The following is a 16,811-nucleotide window of genomic DNA, read 5'->3' on the forward strand; positions in this document are numbered from 1 at the left end:
CGCCCGGATCGCAGCCGTGCCGGGATCGGCCTCATCCTCGCGCCGGAAAAGTCCCGTCAACTCGACCTCGAGCTCGATCCCCGCGCGAACCGGCCGCGCGGATCGATCGTCCGCCTCCAAACCCGGCCTCGCTCAGCGAAACACTACCGAAGGAACAGCGTCGCGGTCGTGGGGGCGACGATCACGATGCCGAGGACCAGCAGCATGACCAGGATGAAGGGCATGGTGGCGAGGAAGATCGATTCCACCGATGTCCCGGGATCATTCAGCGTATTGTGGACGGTGAAGACCGAGATGCCGAAGGGCGGCGTCAACAGGCCGATTTCCACGGCAATCACGGTGATGATGCCGAAATGGAAGAGATCGAAGCCGAGTCCCTCTGCGATCGGGGCGGCGATCGGCACGACGATGAGAAGGATCGACGTGGAGTCGAGGATCATGCCCATCAGGAAGACGATCGCGACATAGAGCATGATGAAGCCCCAGTGGCCGAAGCCGCTGTCGACCACGAGGGACTGGATCGCGTTCGGCAGCCCGGCGATCGACAGCATGCGCGAATAGAAGCTCGCCGCGATCAGGAGAAGCAGGATGGAGACCGAGACCGTGCCGGTCTGCTTCATCACCTGCCAGAGCTTGCGCCGGTTGAGGCTCCGCCGGCCGATGGCGATCAGGAGCGCGCCGAAGGCGCCGACGCCGCCGGCCTCCGTCGGCGTGAAGAAGCCGGTATAGAGACCGCCGAGAACCAGAACGATCAGAAGCACGATCGGAACGAGCTTCAAAAGGATCTCGCCGCCCGTCAGATGCGGTCCTGCCTCCGCATCGATCCGGCGGGACTTCGCCGCCTGCGGGTCGGAGAAGACGAACCCCGGCGCCAGCGAGGCGAGCGTCATGAGCATGAGGACGAACCCGAGCGCCAGCATCATGCCGGGGAGGATCCCGGCGATGAACATGCTTCCGATCGAGACCTCGGCGAGAACGCCGTAGATGATCAGGAGAAGGCTCGGCGGGATCAGCATGCCGAGAACCGAGGAACCGGCCACGGTGCCGGCGCTGAACGAGGCCTTGTAGCCGTGCCGCGTCATCTCCGGCACGGCGACGCGGGTGAACACCGCCGCCGAGGCGATCGAGACGCCGGTGACGGCCGCAAAGACCGTGTTGGCCGCGACCGTCGCGACGCCGAGGCCGCAGAGCACGCGCTTCAGGAGAACTTCCGCGACCTCGAACGTGTCGCGCCCGACATTGGAGACGCTGACGAGAAGCCCCATCAGGACGAAGAGCGGGATGGTGGCGAAGAGATAGTCCGAAATGCCGCTATAGGCGGTGAGTTCGAGCATCCGGAACGACAGGTCGATACTGCCGCGGATCCACCATATGCCGAGAAACGCCACGCCGAGCAGCGCATAGGCGATGTGCATGCCGAACAGCACGCATCCGACGAGGAGGCCGATCAGGAGAAAGCCGATCTCGAGCGAGGTCATTGCACCTGCCCCGTCGGAAGCGGATTGCGGTAGACGGCGCGGTAGAGCGCGGCGAGCGCAGCGACGATCGAGCCGCCGACGATGATCGCGCGGAACGGCCATGTCGGCACGGTGAAGACCCCCTGCACGCCGAAGAACTCGCTCCGCACGAAGGCGGCGACCATCTTGTCCCATGACGCCCAGGCCACGAGGCCGAAGACGAGGGCGCCGGTCAGGCAGAAGAGGCCTTCCAGCACCGCGCCGAAACGCGGGCTGAGATCGGCGATGCGGCGAAACAGGAAGTCGGCGCGCGTCAGCCGGCCCTGCATGATCGCGGCGGCGGTCTGCAGGAAGACGATGGCGACGACGGAATGGCCGGCGATCTCCGCGACGCCCGTGATCGGCGCGTTGAAGAAATTGCGCCCGAGCACGTCGGCGACGATCAGTGCCATCAGAAAGCCGATCCACAACGTGCCGACGGACGACAGCACGGCGGTGACCGTGCCGAGCACGAAGCCGATCGGGGCGTCAGTGAAGGACGGGATGATCTCGCCTTCGGCCTGCTGCGGTTCCTGGATGTTGGATTCGCTCATGATCGCCGGTCGCTTGCGGGAAAAGAAAACCGCCCGACTGACTGCCGGGCGGCATAGCCTCAGCCAGCTTCGATCAGCGGCCTTCGTCCCAGTTGCGCAGCGGCGTCGCGCCATGTTCGCGAAGGGCGTCGAAATAGGCGCTCAGAACCGCCTTGCCGGCGTCGCCGGTCTGGTCGAGCCAGGGCTTGACGATGTCCGGCAGGCCCTTCACCCAGGCTTGCTTCTGGTCGTCGGGAAGGTCGTGAACGGTCAGGCCCGCCGCCTGCATGTCGGTCATCGCCTTCTCGGCGAGCTCGCTGACATACTCGCCATGGGCCTTGGACGTCGCCTTGCCGGCTTCGCGGAATGCCGCCTGGACCGCTTCCGGCAAGCCGTCGAAGAAGTCCTTGTTGGCGGCGATCGAGCCGAAATACATCGAGCCGATACCGACGCGGGTCAGCTCCGGCGCGACCTCGTAGACGCGGGTCGGCAGGATGCCCGAGGCGAAGGACAGCGTGCCCTCGGTCACGCCGGTCTGGATGTTGGTGTAATAGGTCGTCAGGGCCCCGTCGACCGGCGTCGCCCCGGTCCCCTGGAGCCAGTTCGCCGACGTGCCGGGAGCGTTCAGACGGCGGTTCTTCAGATCCTCCATCTTGTTCACCGGGAAGGTGGCATAGACGTCGTAGCTGTCGGTGATCAGCGAGGACAGCGGCACCATGTTCGAGCTGTCCCAGCTCTTCACGAGATCGGGCTGGGTGGCGTTGAGATCGTCGAAGATCTCGATCAGCATCTTGTGGTCCGCCGTCGCGAACGGAGTGAAGTAGGTGACGTTCTGCAGCGGCATGGTGGAGCCTTCCCACACCGTGCCGACCATGCCGACATCGACGATCCCGTCCTGAACGGCTTCCCGCGTGTCGGTATATTTGTAGAGCGTGCCGCCGTAGGATTCGCTCCAGTCGATCTTGTACTCACCCTTCTCGGAAAGGATCTTGTCGACGGTCGGCTGGAACGTGTTCTTCATCGCGTAGACCCAGATGTTCTGTTCCGGGTGCGAGGAGCCGATATTGACGGTGATGCTTTCCTGCGCGAGCGCGGCTGCGCCGGATCCGAGCAGCGAGACCATCATGGTCGATGCCAGAAGCAGTTTCATCATTGTTGTTCCTCCCAGATGGAGCCGCCTGGAGCGGCCCGTGCAATGTCAGTCGGTGATCGTCCCCAGCGCGCGAAGGATGCGTTCCGGCGTGAAGGGCATATGCGTGACCGTCCCGCCGAGCGGGCGGATCGCGTCGTTGATCGCGTTCATGACGGCGGCCGGCGCACCGGCTGTGCCGGCCTCCCCCGCGCCTTTCGCCCCCAGTTCGCTCTCCTCGGTCGGCGTCTCGACATGGCGGATGACCATGTCCGGCATCTCGCCCGACATCGGCACGAGATAGTCGGCCATCGTGCCGTTCAGCAGCTGGCCTTCCTGGTCGTAGCAGATCTCCTCGAACAGGGCCGCTCCAAGCCCCTGCACGATGCCGCCGCGGATCTGCTCGTCCACGAGAAGCGGATTGATGATGCGCCCGCAGTCCTCCACGCACCAGTGCTTCAGAAGCGTGACGAACCCCGTCTCCGTATCGACCTCGACATAGGAGGCCTGGACGCCGTTGGTGAAGGCATAGGGGTAGTTCGAGGTGATGAAGTGCCGCGTCTGCATCAGCTCGCGCGGCAGCCCCTTCGGCAGCGTGTCGCCCCGGAAATAGACGATGCGCCCGACCTCGGAGAGCGCCATGCGCGCCTCACCGGTCTCAGCGTCGACGATGATGCCGTCGCGGATGTCGAGATCGCCGGCTTTGGCCTGGAGCATCGAGGCTGCGACCTCGAGAGCCTGACCCCGCACGGCGCGGCCAGCCTGGAGCGCCGCCTCGCCGCCGATGCCGGCGCCGCGCGAAGCCCAGGTGCCGCCACCGAAGGGCGTCACACGCGTATCTCCGGTCACGACGCGGACCATTGCGGGCGACACTCCGACGGCCTCGGCGACGATCTGCGCCATGATCGCCTCGGTGCCCTGCCCCTGTTCGGTGACGCCGGTCAGCGCGACAACGGATCCGTCGGGGTCCATGCGAACCGTGCAGCCGTCCTGCGCGGAGATCCTTGCGCCGCCGATTCCGTACATGAAGGGTGACGGGTTGGTCAGCTCGATGAAGCTCGCAATGCCGATGCCGCGATGGATGCCCTTCTCGCGAAGCGCCTTCTGCTCGGCCCGCAGAGCCTCGTAGTCCATCGCCTCGACGAGGGCATCGAGGCTCTTGTGGTGGGACAGGCCCTCCAGCTTGAGGCCCGCGGCCGTGGTCAGCGGATAGGCGTCGTCGGCGACGAGATTGCGCCGGCGAAACGCGATCGGGTCGAGCCCCATCTCCGCCGCCGCCTTGTCGACGAGGCCCTCCGTGATCGCCACGGCGACCGGATGACCGACGGCGCGATATTGCGCGCAGATGCCCTTGTTCTGGAAGACCACCGACGTGCGACAGCGGTAATGGTCGAAGGCGTAGGGTCCGCCGACCAGATTGGTGACCTGAAGGCCTTCGACGGCCGAGGTGCGCGGATAGATCGAATAGGGCCCGATGCCGGTCCAGTCGTCGACGTCGAAACCGAGGATCCTGCCGGTCTCGTCCAGGGCGATCCGGCCCGTGGCCTCGTGATCGCGGGCATGAATATCGCCGACAAAGGCTTCCATGCGGTCGCAGGTGAACTTGACCGGGCGCTCCATGATCTTGGCGATGGCCGCGGTCGCAACCTCGTCGGGATAGACATGGACCTTCACCCCGAAGGAGCCGCCGACATCGCCGCAGACGACGCGCACCCGGCTCTCCGGGATCGACAGGTGCTCGGCCAGGAGAAGCTGCAGCATGTGCGGCGCCTGGTTCGAGACATGCGCCGTCATCTCGCCGTCGCCGCTGTTCCAGTCGGCCAGGATGACACGCGGCTCAAGGGTGACGCCGGTGTGGCGGGCCGTCTTGAACGAGGCCTCCACCACCTTGTGCGCTTCGGCGAAGATCCGGTCGACCTCGCCCTTCTCGTTGGTCTTGCGGAAGCAGAGATTGTCGCCGAGCGCCTCGTGCAGGACGGGCGTGTCCGCATCGAGTGCGGTCCGGATGTCGGTGACGGCAGGCAAGGGCTCGAAGTCGATCTCGACCAGCGCCGCACCGGCTTCCGCGTCGGCGCGCGTCCGGCCGACGACCGCGACGACCGGTTCGCCTACCCAGCAGGCCCGGTCGACGGCGAGCGCATGCTGCGGCGGCGTCTTCATGCCTTCGAGGTGGAGGAGCTTGCCTTCCCAGGGGGTGCACACTTCGGCAAGCTCGCGGCCGGTGAACACCCGCAGGACGCCCTTTACCGCCTTGGCTGCTTCCGTCTCGATCGCGCCGATCCGCGCATGCGGATACGGGCTGCGGACGAAGGCGACATGAACCATGCGCGGCAGCGTGATGTCGTCGACATAGCGTCCGCGACCGGCGACGAGACGGCCCGCATTCGGCCGCGGGACCGTGCGGCCGATATAGCTGTTCGGCCGGTTGGGATCGTCGAAACGGATGGTCATCTTGTCCTCGCTCCGTCTCGCGCCTCTGCCGCCGTCTCGCCGGCGCGTGAGCGCGTCACGGTTTCGCCGGCTCGCGCCTTCGCCACCATTTCGATCGCGTCAACGATCGCCTCGTAGCCGGTGCAACGGCAGTAGTTTCCGGACATGTGCTCGCGAATGGTCTCGCGGGACGGCACCCTGTCCGCCTCGATCAGCGCCTTGGCGGAGGCCAGCATGCCCGGCGTGCAATAGCCGCACTGCAAGGCGTTGCGCTCGACGAATGCCTTCTGGAGATCGGCGATGGCACCGCTTTCCGTCAGCCCCTCGACCGTCCAGATCTTGGAGCCCTGCAATTGCGCGGCGATCGTCAGGCAGCCCCGCACCGCCGCACCATCGACCACGATCGTGCAGGCGCCGCACACGCCGTGCTCGCAGCCGACATGCGAGCCGGTCAGTCCGAGATCGAGGCGCAGGACGTCGATCAGGTGGCGGCCGACGGGAACGGTCAGCTCCACCGCTTCGCCATTGACCGTCATTTCGAGGTCGATACGGTCGCGAAACGTCTGCGTCATTGCGCACCTCCGAGGTCGAGCGCGATCCGGCGAAGCAGGACGCCGGCGAGGTGGCGGCGGTAGGTGGCGCTCGCCTGCGTGTCGCCGGGCGGATCGATATCCTGGGCCAGAGCCGTGATCGCGGCGTCGACATCGTCCTGGTCGAGGGCAGCCATCGCGCCCTCGCAAAGAAGCGCCCGGTCGGCGAGGCCGAAGGCGCCGATGCGATGCCGGCCGTCGCGCCGGACGACGGCAAGGCCCGCAAGCGCATAGTCGCCGGCCCGGCGCGCCGCCTCGCGGATGACATGAAGCTCGCCGCGCCTCGCCTTCGGCACGGCGATCGCGGTGAGGATTTCGTTGTCTTCGCGCGCGGTCTCGAAGAGCCCCAGGAAGAAGTCGCCCGCCGCAACCTCCCGCGTGCCGTCCGGCCCTTCCAGAATGATCGTCGCGCCCAGCGCCAGGGCGCAGGCGGGGTATTCGGCGGCCGGATCGGCATAGGCGAGCGCGCCGCCGATGGTGCCGCGATTGCGGATCGCGTCATGGGCGACCAGCGGAGCGGCGGCCGCCAAAAGCGGCGCGTGTTCGGCGATCAGGGCATCGCGGACAATGTCGCTGTGACGGGTCAGCGCCCCGATCACCAAACGGTTGCCATCGAGCCTCGTGCCGCGCAGCGACCGGATTCCGGCGATGTCGACGAGCAAATCGCCTGCACTCGCCCCGAGATTGAGCGCCGCGACCAGGCTCTGACCGCCTGCCAGGATGCGGCCCGCGCCATCGGCCTCGCCGAGAAGGGCAATGGCATGCGCAACCGTCTCGGCGCGCGCATAGCCTCCGATGGAAGCCTTCATGTCGATCTCCTCCCGCAGGCCCTCCCAGGCCCAAATGATCGATCGATCTTGTTCATCGTTCGCTCATTAAGCGTATATTGCGTCAGATCGGCCGTTCGATCAAGGAGGGCTGGGGATGAAACGAATGGAATCGCGATGGTCGGAACGGAAAGGGTCGACGCCCGCCTCGAAACGGATCGGCGGCGCCTCCCGCCTGAGGAGCGCCAGCAACAGATCGTGGACGAGGCGGTGCGCTTCTTCGCCGAGGTCGGTCTCGACGGAAAGACCCGCGAGCTGGCCAAGCGTCTCGGCGTCACCCAGTCGCTGATCTTCAAATATTTCGAGACCAAGCAGGATCTGATCGAGGCGGTCTATGCCCGCGTCTATCTGGAGCGCATCTCGCCGGATTGGCCGGCTCTGATCGGCGACCGGTCACGGCCGATCGGCGAGCGGATGTCGATCTTCTATCGCGACTATGGCAGCCGCATTTTCGACCATGACTGGATGCGCATCTTCATGTTCTCCGGTCTCGCCGGCGCCGAACTCAACAAGCGTTACCTCAACCACCTCAGCAAGACGTTGCTGGAGCCCATCCTCCAGGAAGTCCGGATCGCCGCGCCAGACGCTGCCGATCCGACCCTGGAAGACCTCTGGTCGCTTCACGGCGGCATCGTCTATCTCGGCATCCGCCAGCACATCTACCAAATGCCGGTTCCCGACGACCCACAGCACGAGATCGACCGCGCGATTGCGCGGTTCCTCCGCTCCTTCGACATCGAAGGACCATACCCGACGGCCGCTTCAAGAGGGTGATTGGGACACCGCCCGAGCGCCTGACCATTTGCGGCTTCGGCCCGTGCTCGATCTCCCGTTTCGGAAGGATGGCACGCCTCCCGCTCCATGATTCCCGCCGCGGCTACTGAAATTTATCCGAGCCCCGACGCCGGCAGTCGCCGAGCCCCTCGCCGATCCACCGATAGCGGCCGCGCATCGCAACTGCGCGATCGGGCTGATGAGGTCCAAGCCGCCATGCCGCGGCCTGCTCGCAAGCAGGCGATCCGTCCAAATGTTGCTCAACCTGCCTGACGATCAGCCATGCTTGACTCCTAGGCAGTTTGGCGAGAGGCTGCCCGCGAACGAGTTGGAGTCCCCATTGGGTCAGCAGTTTTCGCCTGAAGAGATGCTCGGAAAACTCGTCGGATTTCCGACGGTCTCGAGCCAGAGCAACCTTCCCCTCATCGATTTCGCCGCCGACTATCTGGCATCGCATGGCATCGTGTCCCACCGCGTGCCGAACGCGGACGGCGGCAAGTCCAATCTCTGGGCGACCATCGGCCCCGACGTTCCCGGCGGCGTCGTCCTGTCCGGCCATACCGACGTCGTGCCGGCCGAGGGCCAGCCCTGGACGAGCGATCCCTTCACGCTGACGGCGCGCGGCGACCGGCTCTACGGCCGCGGCACCACCGACATGAAGGGCTTCCTCGCCATCACCCTGGCGCTGGCGCCCGAGATGGCGGCGGCCGGATTACAGCGGCCGATCCACCTCGCCCTCTCCTATGACGAGGAGGTCGGCTGCCTCGGTGCGCCGTCCATGATCCGCGAGATGCGCGAGACGATCGCGCCGCCCCAGGCGGTGATCGTCGGCGAGCCGACCAAGATGCAGGTCGTCACCGGCCACAAGGGAGTGATGGGCCTCGAGGTGCATGTCCGCGGCAAGCCGGTGCATTCGAGCGTCGTTCACGAGGGCGTCTCGGCGATCATGGTCGCGGCCCGGCTGATCACCTGGCTGTCGGAGCGCATGGAGACGAACCGGCTCGCGGCCGGAAACGCAGGCGGCGACAGTCTGTTCGTCCCGCCCTACACGACGCTCCATTCGGGCCGGATCGAGGGCGGCACCGCCCACAACATCACCGCCAAGGACTGCCGCTTCACCGTCGACATACGGACGCTGCCGAGCGAGCGGTCGGGCGACTATCTCGCCGAGTTTCAGGCCTTCGCGGCCTCGCTCGAATCCGAGATGCAACGGGTTGACCCGGCAAGCGGCATCGACATCGTCAGGCGTTCCGACACCCCCGCCTGCCGCCGCGAGGTGCAGGGCGAGGCCGAGGCGCTCGCGCGCGCTCTGACCGGCGACAATGCCGAACACGCCGTCGCCTACGGCACCGAGGCCGGCCAGTTCCAGGACGAAGCCTTCTCCACCGTCGTCTGCGGCCCCGGCGACATGGAGCAGGGCCACGCGCCCGACGAATTCATCACCCGCGAGCAGCTCGCCGCGGGCGAAGCCTTCCAGCGCCGGCTGATCGAGCGCCTGAAAAACTGAAGCACCAGACCAGCATCGAAAGAACCGACGTGCCGACCATCAACCGCTTCGCCGCCCTGCATTCCGAGATCACCGAGTGGCGACGCGACATTCACGCGCATCCCGAACTGATGTTCGACGTCGAGCGCACCGCCGGGCTGGTCGCGGAGAAGCTGCGCGGCTTCGGCGTCGACGAGGTGGTTACCGGTCTCGGGCGCACCGGGGTCGTCGGCATCATCAAGGGCCGCGACACCGGCTCGGGCCGGGTCATCGGTCTTCGGGCCGACATGGACGCCCTGCCGATCGTCGAGGCGACGGGCGTGCCCTATGCCTCGCAGACGCCCGGCAAGATGCACGCCTGCGGCCATGACGGGCACACGGCGATGCTTCTTGGCGCCGCGCAGTATCTCGCCGAGACGCGCAATTTCGACGGCGCCGTGGCGCTGATCTTCCAGCCGGCGGAGGAAGGCGGCGGCGGCGGGCGCGAGATGGTCGAGGACGGCATGATGGACCGCTTCGGCATTCAGGAGGTTTACGGAATGCACAACCGGCCCGGCCTGCCGGTCGGGCAGTTCCTGACGCGGCCGGGTCCGATCATGGCCTCAGCCGACGAGTTCGAGATCACCGTCGACGGTGTGGGCGGACATGCCGCCTACCCGCATCAGTGCGTCGACGCGACCCTGATCGCGGCCCAGATCATGCTCTCGCTGCAGACGATCGTCTCGCGCAATGTCGATCCGATCCAGTCGGCCGTCGTCTCGGTCACCCAGATGCATGCCGGCGAGGCATTCAACGTCATTCCCCCGACTGCCGTGCTGCGCGGGACCGTGCGCACCCTGAAGCCGGAGATCCGCAATCTCGCCGAGACGCGCATGGACGAGGTGGTGACGCTGACCGCGCGCGCCCTCGGCGGCAAGGCGATGCTCGACTACCGCAGGCAATATCCCGTCGTCGTCAACGATCCCGCCCGCACCGAATTTGCCGCGCGCATCGCGGCGGAAGTCGCCGGCGAGGGCCAGGTCGACGCCGACGCGCCGCCGGTGATGGGCGGCGAGGACTTCGCCTTCATGCTGGAAGCGCGGCCCGGAGCCTTCATCTTCGTCGGAAACGGCGACACCGCGCCGGTGCACCATCCCGGCTTCGACTTCAACGACGATGCGATTCCCGTCGGCTGCTCCTACTGGGCGCGACTGGTGGAAGCGGCCATGCCGCGGAGCGACCGGTAGTCGTTTCGGCGGGCGGTCTTCTTTGGGAAAACAGGAGGAAGGGAATGGCAATGAACCGATGGATGCTCGCTGGAACGGTGGCTCTGGCTCTCGGAGCGACGCATGCCGACGCCGAGACGTTCAAATGGGCCTATCAGGGTGACGTGCAGTCCCTCGACCCGCAGGGCCTGAACGAGACCTTCACCCTCGGCTTCCTCGGCAATGTCTACGAGGGACTGACTGCCTACGACGCCAACCTCGAGCTGCAGCCCTCGCTGGCGACGTCCTGGGAAAACACCGACAAGACCCACTGGCGCTTCAATCTGCGCAAGGGCGTCACCTTCCACAACGGCAACGAGTTCACCGCCGACGACGTCATCTTCACGTGGAAGCGCGGCCTGACGCCGGGCTCCGACATGAAGGGCTACAGCGCCAAGATCAGCGACATCAAGAAGGTCGACGACTACACGATCGATGTCACCACGCCGACGCCGAACCCGATCTTGCCCCGCGACCTCACGCTGTTCTTCATCATGGACAAGGAATGGGCGGAGGAGAACGACGCAACGCAGGCGACGAGCCCGAAGGACGCGAATGGCGGCTCGAGCTTTGCCGCCTCGCACGAGAACGGCACCGGGCCCTTCGTCGTCGTCTCGCGCCAGCCGGACGTGAAGACCGTCTTCAAGAAGTATGACGGCTACTGGGACAAGGACATGAAGTCCAACGTCACCGACGTCGTCTTCACGCCGGTCAGCGAGGACGCGACGCGGACCGCCGCGCTTCTCTCCGGCAATCTCGACATGGTCTATCCCGTGCCGATCCAGGACTGGCCGCGCCTCGAGGGCGCGCAGGGCGTCAAGGCGCTGCATGCCCCCGACGTGCGCACGATCTTCCTCGGCATGGACCAGTTCCGCGACGAGCTTCTGTATTCGAGCGTCAAGGGCAAGAACCCGCTGAAGGACCAGAAGGTCCGCTCGGCGATGGCGCACGCGATCGACCTCGACGCGATCAACAAGAAGATCATGCGCGGCGCAGCGCACCCGACGGGTCTCCTTGTCGGCCCGCAGGTCAACGGCTACAGCGAGGCGCTCGGCGAGCCGTATGAATACGACCCGGAGCTGTCGAAGAAGCTGCTCGACGAGGCCGGTTATCCGGACGGGTTCGAACTCGGCATGGACTGCCCGAACAACCGCTATGTCAACGACGAGCTGATCTGCCGTGCGGTCGCCGGATACCTCGCCCGGATCGGCATCAAGGTCGAGCTGAACGCCCAGCCGAAGTCGAAATACTTCGCCAAGGTGTCCCCGCAGAGCGGCAACGACACCTCGTTCTACCTCCTCGGCTGGACGCCGACGACGATCGACGCCGACAACGCGCTGTTCAACCTGGTTCATTCCTTCGACAAGGACGCGAATGCCGGCCAGTTCAACTACGGCCATTATTCCAATCCGAAGATCGACGAACTGATCGGCCAGATCGAGAACGAGACCGACCAGGCCAAGCGCCAGGACCTGATCGACCAGGCCTTCAAGCTCCTGAAGGACGACGTCGGCTATCTGCCGATCCACCAGCAGCCGCTCTCCTGGGGCGTGCGCGACACGGTCGAGGTCAAGCAGCGCGCCGACGACGTGCTCGACTTCCGCAACGTGATGGTGAAGTGACGCCGGCGCCGGGGCGGCGCAAAGCCGCCCCGGCGCCATCGGCTGCTTTGCCCGCCGACCCCGTCCGCTCCCGCCCCACCCGCCTTGAGGCGGGGGCGCAGCTCCCACGATACCGAGGCACATGCTTCTCTTCGTCCTTAAACGGCTGGCGCAGTCCGTCCTGGTGATGCTGGTCGTCGCGCTGATCGCCTTTGCGCTGTTCCGCTATGTCGGCGACCCCATCAACAACATGGTCGGGCAGGACACGACGCTCGCCCAGCGCGAGGCGCTGCGCCAGCAGCTCGGGCTCAACGATCCGTTCTTCGTCCAGTTCGCGCGCTTCATCGGCAACGCGCTTCAGGGTGATTTCGGCCAGTCTTACCGCCTGCGCCAGCCGGTGGACATGCTCCTCGCCCAGCGCTTCCCCGCCACCTTCGAGCTGTCCCTGGTGTCCGCCGTCATGGCCTTGGCGATCGGCGTCCCGATGGGCGTCTACACCGCGCTGAACCGCAAGGGCATCCTCAGCCGCGCCTTCATGACGCTGTCGCTGATCGGCATCTCGCTGCCGACATTCCTGATCGGCATCCTCCTGATCCTGGTCTTCGGCGTGATCCTGCGATGGCTGCCGACCTTCGGGCGCGGCGATGTCGTCCATATCGGCTGGTGGACGACCGGCTTCCTCACTGAGAGCGGGCTGAAATCGCTGATCATGCCGGCGATTACCCTCGCGATCTTCCAGATGACGCTGATCGTCCGGCTGGTCCGCGCCGAGATGCTGGAAGTCTTGCGCACCGACTACGTCAAGTTCGCCCGCGCGAGGGGCCTCCGCTCGCGCACCATCAACTTCCAGATCGCGCTGAAGAACACGCTGGTTCCGGTGATGACGATCATCGGCCTGCAGATCGGCTCGATCATCGCCTTCGCGATCATCACCGAGAGCGTCTTCCAGTGGCCCGGCATGGGCCTGTTGTTCATCCAGGCGATCGAGAACGTCGATATTCCCGTGATGGCCGCCTACCTTCTCCTCATCGCCTTCATCTTCGTCGTGATCAATCTGACCGTCGACATCCTCTATTTCGTGGTCGATCCACGCCTCAGGGTGCAGCGGTGAGCGAAGTCGAAGCCGCTGCGGAGGCGGAAACCATCGGCTGGCGCGGGCGCCTCGTCGGGAGCGACCTCGTCCACGCCTTCACCCATTCGCCGGTGGCGATCGGGTCGGCGATCGTGACGCTGGTCATTCTGTTCGGCGCAGTGTTCGCGCCGCTCGTCGCGCCGCACAACCCCTTCGACCTCGCCTCGATCGACCTGATGGATTCGCTGTTGCCGCCGGCCTGGATGGACGGGGGATCGCCGAGCTTCCTGCTCGGCACCGACGACCAGGGCCGCGACGTCTTCTCGACCATCCTCTACGGCGCCCGGATCTCGCTCCTCGTCGGCTTCCTGTCGGTGATCCTCGCCATGGCGATCGGCGTCGTCGTCGGACTGGTCTCCGGTTATGCCGGCGGCATCCTCGATGCGATCCTGATGCGCATCGCCGACGTGCAGTTGTCCTTCCCCGCGATCCTGATCGCCCTCCTGATCGACGGCGTCCTGCGCGGGCTCCTGCCGCGCGAAGATTATGACCAGATCGCCGTCTATGTCCTCGTGCTGGCCATCGGATCGAGCTTCTGGGTGCAGTATGCCCGCACCGTGCGCTCTTCGGTGATGATCGAGCGCACCAAGGAATACGTCCAGGCCGGCCAGGTGATCGGCCTGCCGACGACGACGATCCTGTTCCGCCACATCATGCCGAACGTGCTCGGCCCCGTGCTCGTCATCGCGACGATCCAGCTGGCGCTGGCGGTCATCACCGAGGCGACCCTTTCCTTCCTCGGCGTCGGCGTGCCGCCGACTTCGCCCTCGCTCGGCACGCTGATCCGGGTCGGCAACGACTATCTGTTCTCCGGCGAGTGGTGGATCACGATCTTCCCGGGCGTCGCGCTGGTGATTCTGGTCTTGGCGATCAACCTCCTCGGCGACTGGCTGCGCGACGCGCTGAACCCGAAGCTGCGCTGAGGAGACGGGCCATGACGATCCTCCTCGACATCGACGGCCTCAGGGTCGAGTTCCCCTCCCGCCGCGGCGACGTCGTGGCCGCCAGGAACATCACGCTGCAGCTCGCCGCAGGCGAGATCCTCGGCGTCGTCGGCGAATCCGGCGCCGGCAAGTCGACCATCGGCAATGCCGCCATGGGCCTTCTGGAGCGGCCCGGCCGCGTCTCCGCCGGCACGGTGACGCTGGAAGGCCAGCGGATTGACGATCTCGCAGCCGAACCCATGCGACGGCTGCGCGGGGCGAAGATCTCGATGATCTTCCAGGATCCTCTGACCTCGCTCGACCCCTTGCGCACCGTCGCCGAGCAACTGATCACCACGATCCGCACGCATCTGCCGGTGGACGAGGCGGAGGCGCGAGAGCGCGCGATCCGACTGATGGAACAAGTCGGCATCCCCGACCCCGACCGCCGCATCGACCACTATCCGCACCAGTTCTCCGGCGGCATGCGCCAACGTGTGGTCATCGCGCTCGCGCTCTGCGCCGAGCCCGACGTCATCATCGCCGACGAACCGACGACGGCGCTCGACGTCTCGATCCAGGCGCAGATCCTCGATCTTCTGCGCTCGCTGGTGAAGGAATCCGGCGCCGGCATGCTGATCATCACCCACGACATGGGCGTGATCGCCGAGATCGCCGACCGGGTGGCGGTGATGTATCGCGGCGAGGTCGTCGAGACCGGGCCGACCGCAAAGATCCTCGGCGACCCCGACCACGCCTATACCAGGAGCCTGATCTCGGCGGTGCCCCGGCCGGACGTCAAGCTCGACCGCTTCCCCCTGGTCGAGCACATCGAATCCGGCGGCACGCGCCGCAGTCTCGATCTCAAGACGCACTGGCTCGGCCGGCACCGCGACTATGACGCTGTGGAAGGCTCGCTGGTCGCGGTCCGCGATCTGGAGATGATCTTCCATCTCGGCTCGCTGTTCGGCGGAGGCCGCCAGGAGGTTCGGGCGGTCGACGGCGTCTCCTTCGACATCCGGCCCGGCGAAACCTTCGGCCTCGTCGGCGAATCCGGCTCGGGCAAATCGACCATCGCGCGGCTGATCACCGGCATCTACAGGCCGACGGCAGGCGAGATCCGCTTTGCCGGCACCGATCTCGCCAGGCTCGGCAGCCGCAAGGCGCTGAACCGCTATCGCCGGCAGATGCAGATGATCTTCCAGGACCCGTATTCCTCGGTGAACCCGCGCATGACGGTGCGCGACATCGTCGCCGAGCCGATCCGCTTCCACAAGCTCGCCGGATCGCGCCGGGAGATCCGGCAGATCGTCGACGACCTGCTCGACCATGTCGGGCTCGGCCGGCGCGCTGCCGCCAAATACCCGCACGAATTTTCCGGCGGCCAGCGCCAGCGCATCTCGATCGCGCGGGCGTTGGCGACCCGGCCGCGCTTCCTCATCTGCGACGAGCCGACCTCGGCGCTCGACGTCTCGATCCAGGCGCAGATCCTCAACCTCCTGAAGGACCTGCAGGACGAGCTCGGCCTCACCATGCTGTTCATCAGCCACGATTTGCCGGTGATCCGGCAGATGTGCGATCGCGTCGCGGTGCTGCGTGGCGGCAAGGTCATGGAAGTCGCGGCGACCGAGGATCTGTTCGAGCGGCCGCAGCACGACTACACGCGGCACCTGATGGCGCTGATGCCGCGCATGCACCGCGACGCGGAAGCCGGCGAAGAGGCGGCGCATCCACATCCGGAAGGAAAGCCCCTCGACGCCTGATCCTCGGACCGCCGGCCGCGTGCCACTGCCTGCCCACCGGTGACATCACCAACCGCGGCCAAGGCAGTGCGCCGCGATCACAGGAACCAGCTTTCAATTTCGCGCTCAATGCCCCTCGCGCTGGGGCGCGTTGCGGGATGGGCATTGCCGACGCGCCTGTTCGGGCGGATGATCGAGAAGATGCCGAAGGATGAATGCTCGATGGATGCCGCGCCGACACCACCACCCCAGGATGCCGCGAGACGACCGCTGAAGTCGCGGCGCACAGGCTGGGCGGCGAGGCTTCTGGCGCTTCTGCTGAAGACCCCGCTGTCGGCCAACCAGATCTCCTTTGCCGGCATCCTCTTTTCGGCCGGCGGCGCGGCGGCGATGATCGCAGCGCCCGGCCATCCATGGCTGTGGCTCGTCGCGGGGCTGGCGATCCAGCTGAGGCTCCTCGCCAACATGATGGATGGGCTGGTCGCGGTCGAGGGCGGTCGCGGCGCGCCGACAGGTTCGCTCTGGAACGAGGCCCCGGACAGGATCGAGGACAGCCTGTTTCTCGTCGCCATGGGCTATGCGGCGGGGTTTGGCTGGCTTGGCTGGCTGGCGGCGCTTTTGGCTGTGCTCACGGCCTATGTCCGGCTGCTCGGGGTGAGCGTGGGCCTGCCCCACGACTTCCGCGGCCCGATGGCAAAGCCGCATCGCATGGCCGTCCTGACGCTTGCCTGCATCCTCGCCGCGGCAGAGGGCTGGATACGCGGCAGCGCGTTTCTGCCAGCGATCGCCCTCGCCGTCGTGGCGAGCGGAACTGCCGTCACGGTCGTCCGCAGGCTCGCCCGCCAGGCCGAGGGGCTGAGACGCCCCGTGAGCCTTGGGGGCGCAGACAGGCCTTTGCCGTGAC

The 16,811-nt window shown here is 66.3% G+C and carries 14 protein-coding genes; 8 read left to right on the forward strand and 6 right to left on the reverse strand.

Annotation, left to right across the window (positions count from 1 at the left end; all coding sequences use genetic code 11):
* Nucleotides 1–143: 143 nt before the first annotated feature.
* From LH400_RS02650 to LH400_RS02675, 6 genes are all read right to left on the reverse strand, one after another.
* The gene (locus tag LH400_RS02650; RefSeq protein ID WP_229151083.1) at nucleotides 144–1,478 is read right to left on the reverse strand and encodes a TRAP transporter large permease; all 1,335 of its coding nucleotides are present in this window, start codon (nucleotides 1,476–1,478) and stop codon (nucleotides 144–146) included.
* Entirely contained in the window at nucleotides 1,475–2,050 is a 576-nt protein-coding gene (locus tag LH400_RS02655) for a TRAP transporter small permease subunit (protein WP_229151084.1), read from the reverse strand. The genes LH400_RS02650 and LH400_RS02655 overlap by 4 nt, the downstream gene beginning before the upstream one ends.
* Nucleotides 2,051–2,123: 73 nt before the next feature.
* Entirely contained in the window at nucleotides 2,124–3,182 is a 1,059-nt protein-coding gene (locus LH400_RS02660; RefSeq protein WP_229151085.1) for a C4-dicarboxylate TRAP transporter substrate-binding protein, read from the reverse strand.
* Between the two features lie 45 nt (nucleotides 3,183–3,227).
* Nucleotides 3,228–5,609, reverse strand: a complete 2,382-nt coding sequence (locus tag LH400_RS02665; protein ID WP_229151086.1) for a xanthine dehydrogenase family protein molybdopterin-binding subunit — start codon at nucleotides 5,607–5,609, stop codon at nucleotides 3,228–3,230.
* Nucleotides 5,606–6,160, reverse strand: coding sequence for a (2Fe-2S)-binding protein (locus tag LH400_RS02670; protein WP_229151087.1), 555 nt, complete (start codon nucleotides 6,158–6,160; stop codon nucleotides 5,606–5,608). The genes LH400_RS02665 and LH400_RS02670 overlap by 4 nt, the downstream gene beginning before the upstream one ends.
* Nucleotides 6,157–6,987, reverse strand: coding sequence for an FAD binding domain-containing protein (locus LH400_RS02675; protein ID WP_229151088.1), 831 nt, complete (start codon nucleotides 6,985–6,987; stop codon nucleotides 6,157–6,159). The genes LH400_RS02670 and LH400_RS02675 overlap by 4 nt, the downstream gene beginning before the upstream one ends.
* Nucleotides 6,988–7,122: 135 nt before the next feature.
* Here LH400_RS02675 and LH400_RS02680 point away from each other — a divergent pair, with 135 nt between their 5' ends.
* The 8 genes from LH400_RS02680 (at nucleotide 7,123) to LH400_RS02715 (ending at nucleotide 16,810) form a co-directional block, all read left to right on the forward strand.
* On the forward strand, nucleotides 7,123–7,779 hold the full coding sequence (locus tag LH400_RS02680) for a TetR/AcrR family transcriptional regulator (protein WP_229151089.1): 657 nt from the start codon (nucleotides 7,123–7,125) through the stop codon (nucleotides 7,777–7,779).
* A 367-nt stretch (nucleotides 7,780–8,146) separates the two neighbouring features.
* Nucleotides 8,147–9,286 carry an acetylornithine deacetylase gene (argE, locus tag LH400_RS02685; RefSeq protein ID WP_229151090.1) on the forward strand — a complete coding sequence of 380 codons (1,140 nt, stop codon included), beginning with the start codon at nucleotides 8,147–8,149 and terminating at the stop codon, nucleotides 9,284–9,286.
* Between the two features lie 29 nt (nucleotides 9,287–9,315).
* Entirely contained in the window at nucleotides 9,316–10,491 is a 1,176-nt protein-coding gene (locus tag LH400_RS02690) for a M20 aminoacylase family protein (protein ID WP_229151091.1), read from the forward strand.
* Nucleotides 10,492–10,535: 44 nt separating this feature from the next.
* On the forward strand, nucleotides 10,536–12,131 hold the full coding sequence (locus LH400_RS02695) for an ABC transporter substrate-binding protein (RefSeq protein ID WP_229151092.1): 1,596 nt from the start codon (nucleotides 10,536–10,538) through the stop codon (nucleotides 12,129–12,131).
* Between the two features lie 121 nt (nucleotides 12,132–12,252).
* Nucleotides 12,253–13,221 carry an ABC transporter permease gene (locus LH400_RS02700; RefSeq protein ID WP_229151093.1) on the forward strand — a complete coding sequence of 323 codons (969 nt, stop codon included), beginning with the start codon at nucleotides 12,253–12,255 and terminating at the stop codon, nucleotides 13,219–13,221.
* Nucleotides 13,218–14,165, forward strand: a complete 948-nt coding sequence (locus tag LH400_RS02705) for an ABC transporter permease (RefSeq protein WP_370638312.1) — start codon at nucleotides 13,218–13,220, stop codon at nucleotides 14,163–14,165. The genes LH400_RS02700 and LH400_RS02705 overlap by 4 nt, the downstream gene beginning before the upstream one ends.
* Nucleotides 14,166–14,176: 11 nt before the next feature.
* The gene (locus tag LH400_RS02710) at nucleotides 14,177–15,928 is read left to right on the forward strand and encodes an ABC transporter ATP-binding protein (protein ID WP_229151094.1); all 1,752 of its coding nucleotides are present in this window, start codon (nucleotides 14,177–14,179) and stop codon (nucleotides 15,926–15,928) included.
* A gap of 201 nt (nucleotides 15,929–16,129) precedes the next feature.
* Nucleotides 16,130–16,810: a CDP-alcohol phosphatidyltransferase family protein gene (locus LH400_RS02715; RefSeq protein WP_370638321.1), complete on the forward strand. Its 681-nt coding sequence runs from the start codon at nucleotides 16,130–16,132 to the stop codon at nucleotides 16,808–16,810.
* Nucleotide 16,811 lies beyond the last annotated feature (1 nt).

Origin of the sequence: Jiella soli (genome assembly GCF_020615385.1) — a bacterium.
Classification (GTDB): Bacteria; Pseudomonadota; Alphaproteobacteria; order Rhizobiales; family Rhizobiaceae; genus VKMB-3413.

Excerpts from the sequence above, each read along its gene's own strand:
- LH400_RS02650 (WP_229151083.1), bottom strand. The coding sequence starts at position 1,478 with ATGACCTCGCTCGAGATCGGCTTTCTCCTGATCGGCCTCCTCGTCGGA.
- LH400_RS02655 (WP_229151084.1), bottom strand. The coding sequence starts at position 2,050 with ATGAGCGAATCCAACATCCAGGAACCGCAGCAGGCCGAAGGCGAGATC.
- LH400_RS02660 (WP_229151085.1), bottom strand. The coding sequence starts at position 3,182 with ATGATGAAACTGCTTCTGGCATCGACCATGATGGTCTCGCTGCTCGGA.
- LH400_RS02665 (WP_229151086.1), bottom strand. The coding sequence starts at position 5,609 with ATGACCATCCGTTTCGACGATCCCAACCGGCCGAACAGCTATATCGGC.
- LH400_RS02670 (WP_229151087.1), bottom strand. The coding sequence starts at position 6,160 with ATGACGCAGACGTTTCGCGACCGTATCGACCTCGAAATGACGGTCAAT.
- LH400_RS02675 (WP_229151088.1), bottom strand. The coding sequence starts at position 6,987 with ATGAAGGCTTCCATCGGAGGCTATGCGCGCGCCGAGACGGTTGCGCAT.
- LH400_RS02680 (WP_229151089.1), top strand. The coding sequence starts at position 7,123 with ATGGTCGGAACGGAAAGGGTCGACGCCCGCCTCGAAACGGATCGGCGG.
- argE (WP_229151090.1), top strand. The coding sequence starts at position 8,147 with ATGCTCGGAAAACTCGTCGGATTTCCGACGGTCTCGAGCCAGAGCAAC.
- LH400_RS02695 (WP_229151092.1), top strand. The coding sequence starts at position 10,536 with ATGGCAATGAACCGATGGATGCTCGCTGGAACGGTGGCTCTGGCTCTC.
- LH400_RS02700 (WP_229151093.1), top strand. The coding sequence starts at position 12,253 with ATGCTTCTCTTCGTCCTTAAACGGCTGGCGCAGTCCGTCCTGGTGATG.
- LH400_RS02710 (WP_229151094.1), top strand. The coding sequence starts at position 14,177 with ATGACGATCCTCCTCGACATCGACGGCCTCAGGGTCGAGTTCCCCTCC.
- LH400_RS02715 (WP_370638321.1), top strand. The coding sequence starts at position 16,130 with ATGGATGCCGCGCCGACACCACCACCCCAGGATGCCGCGAGACGACCG.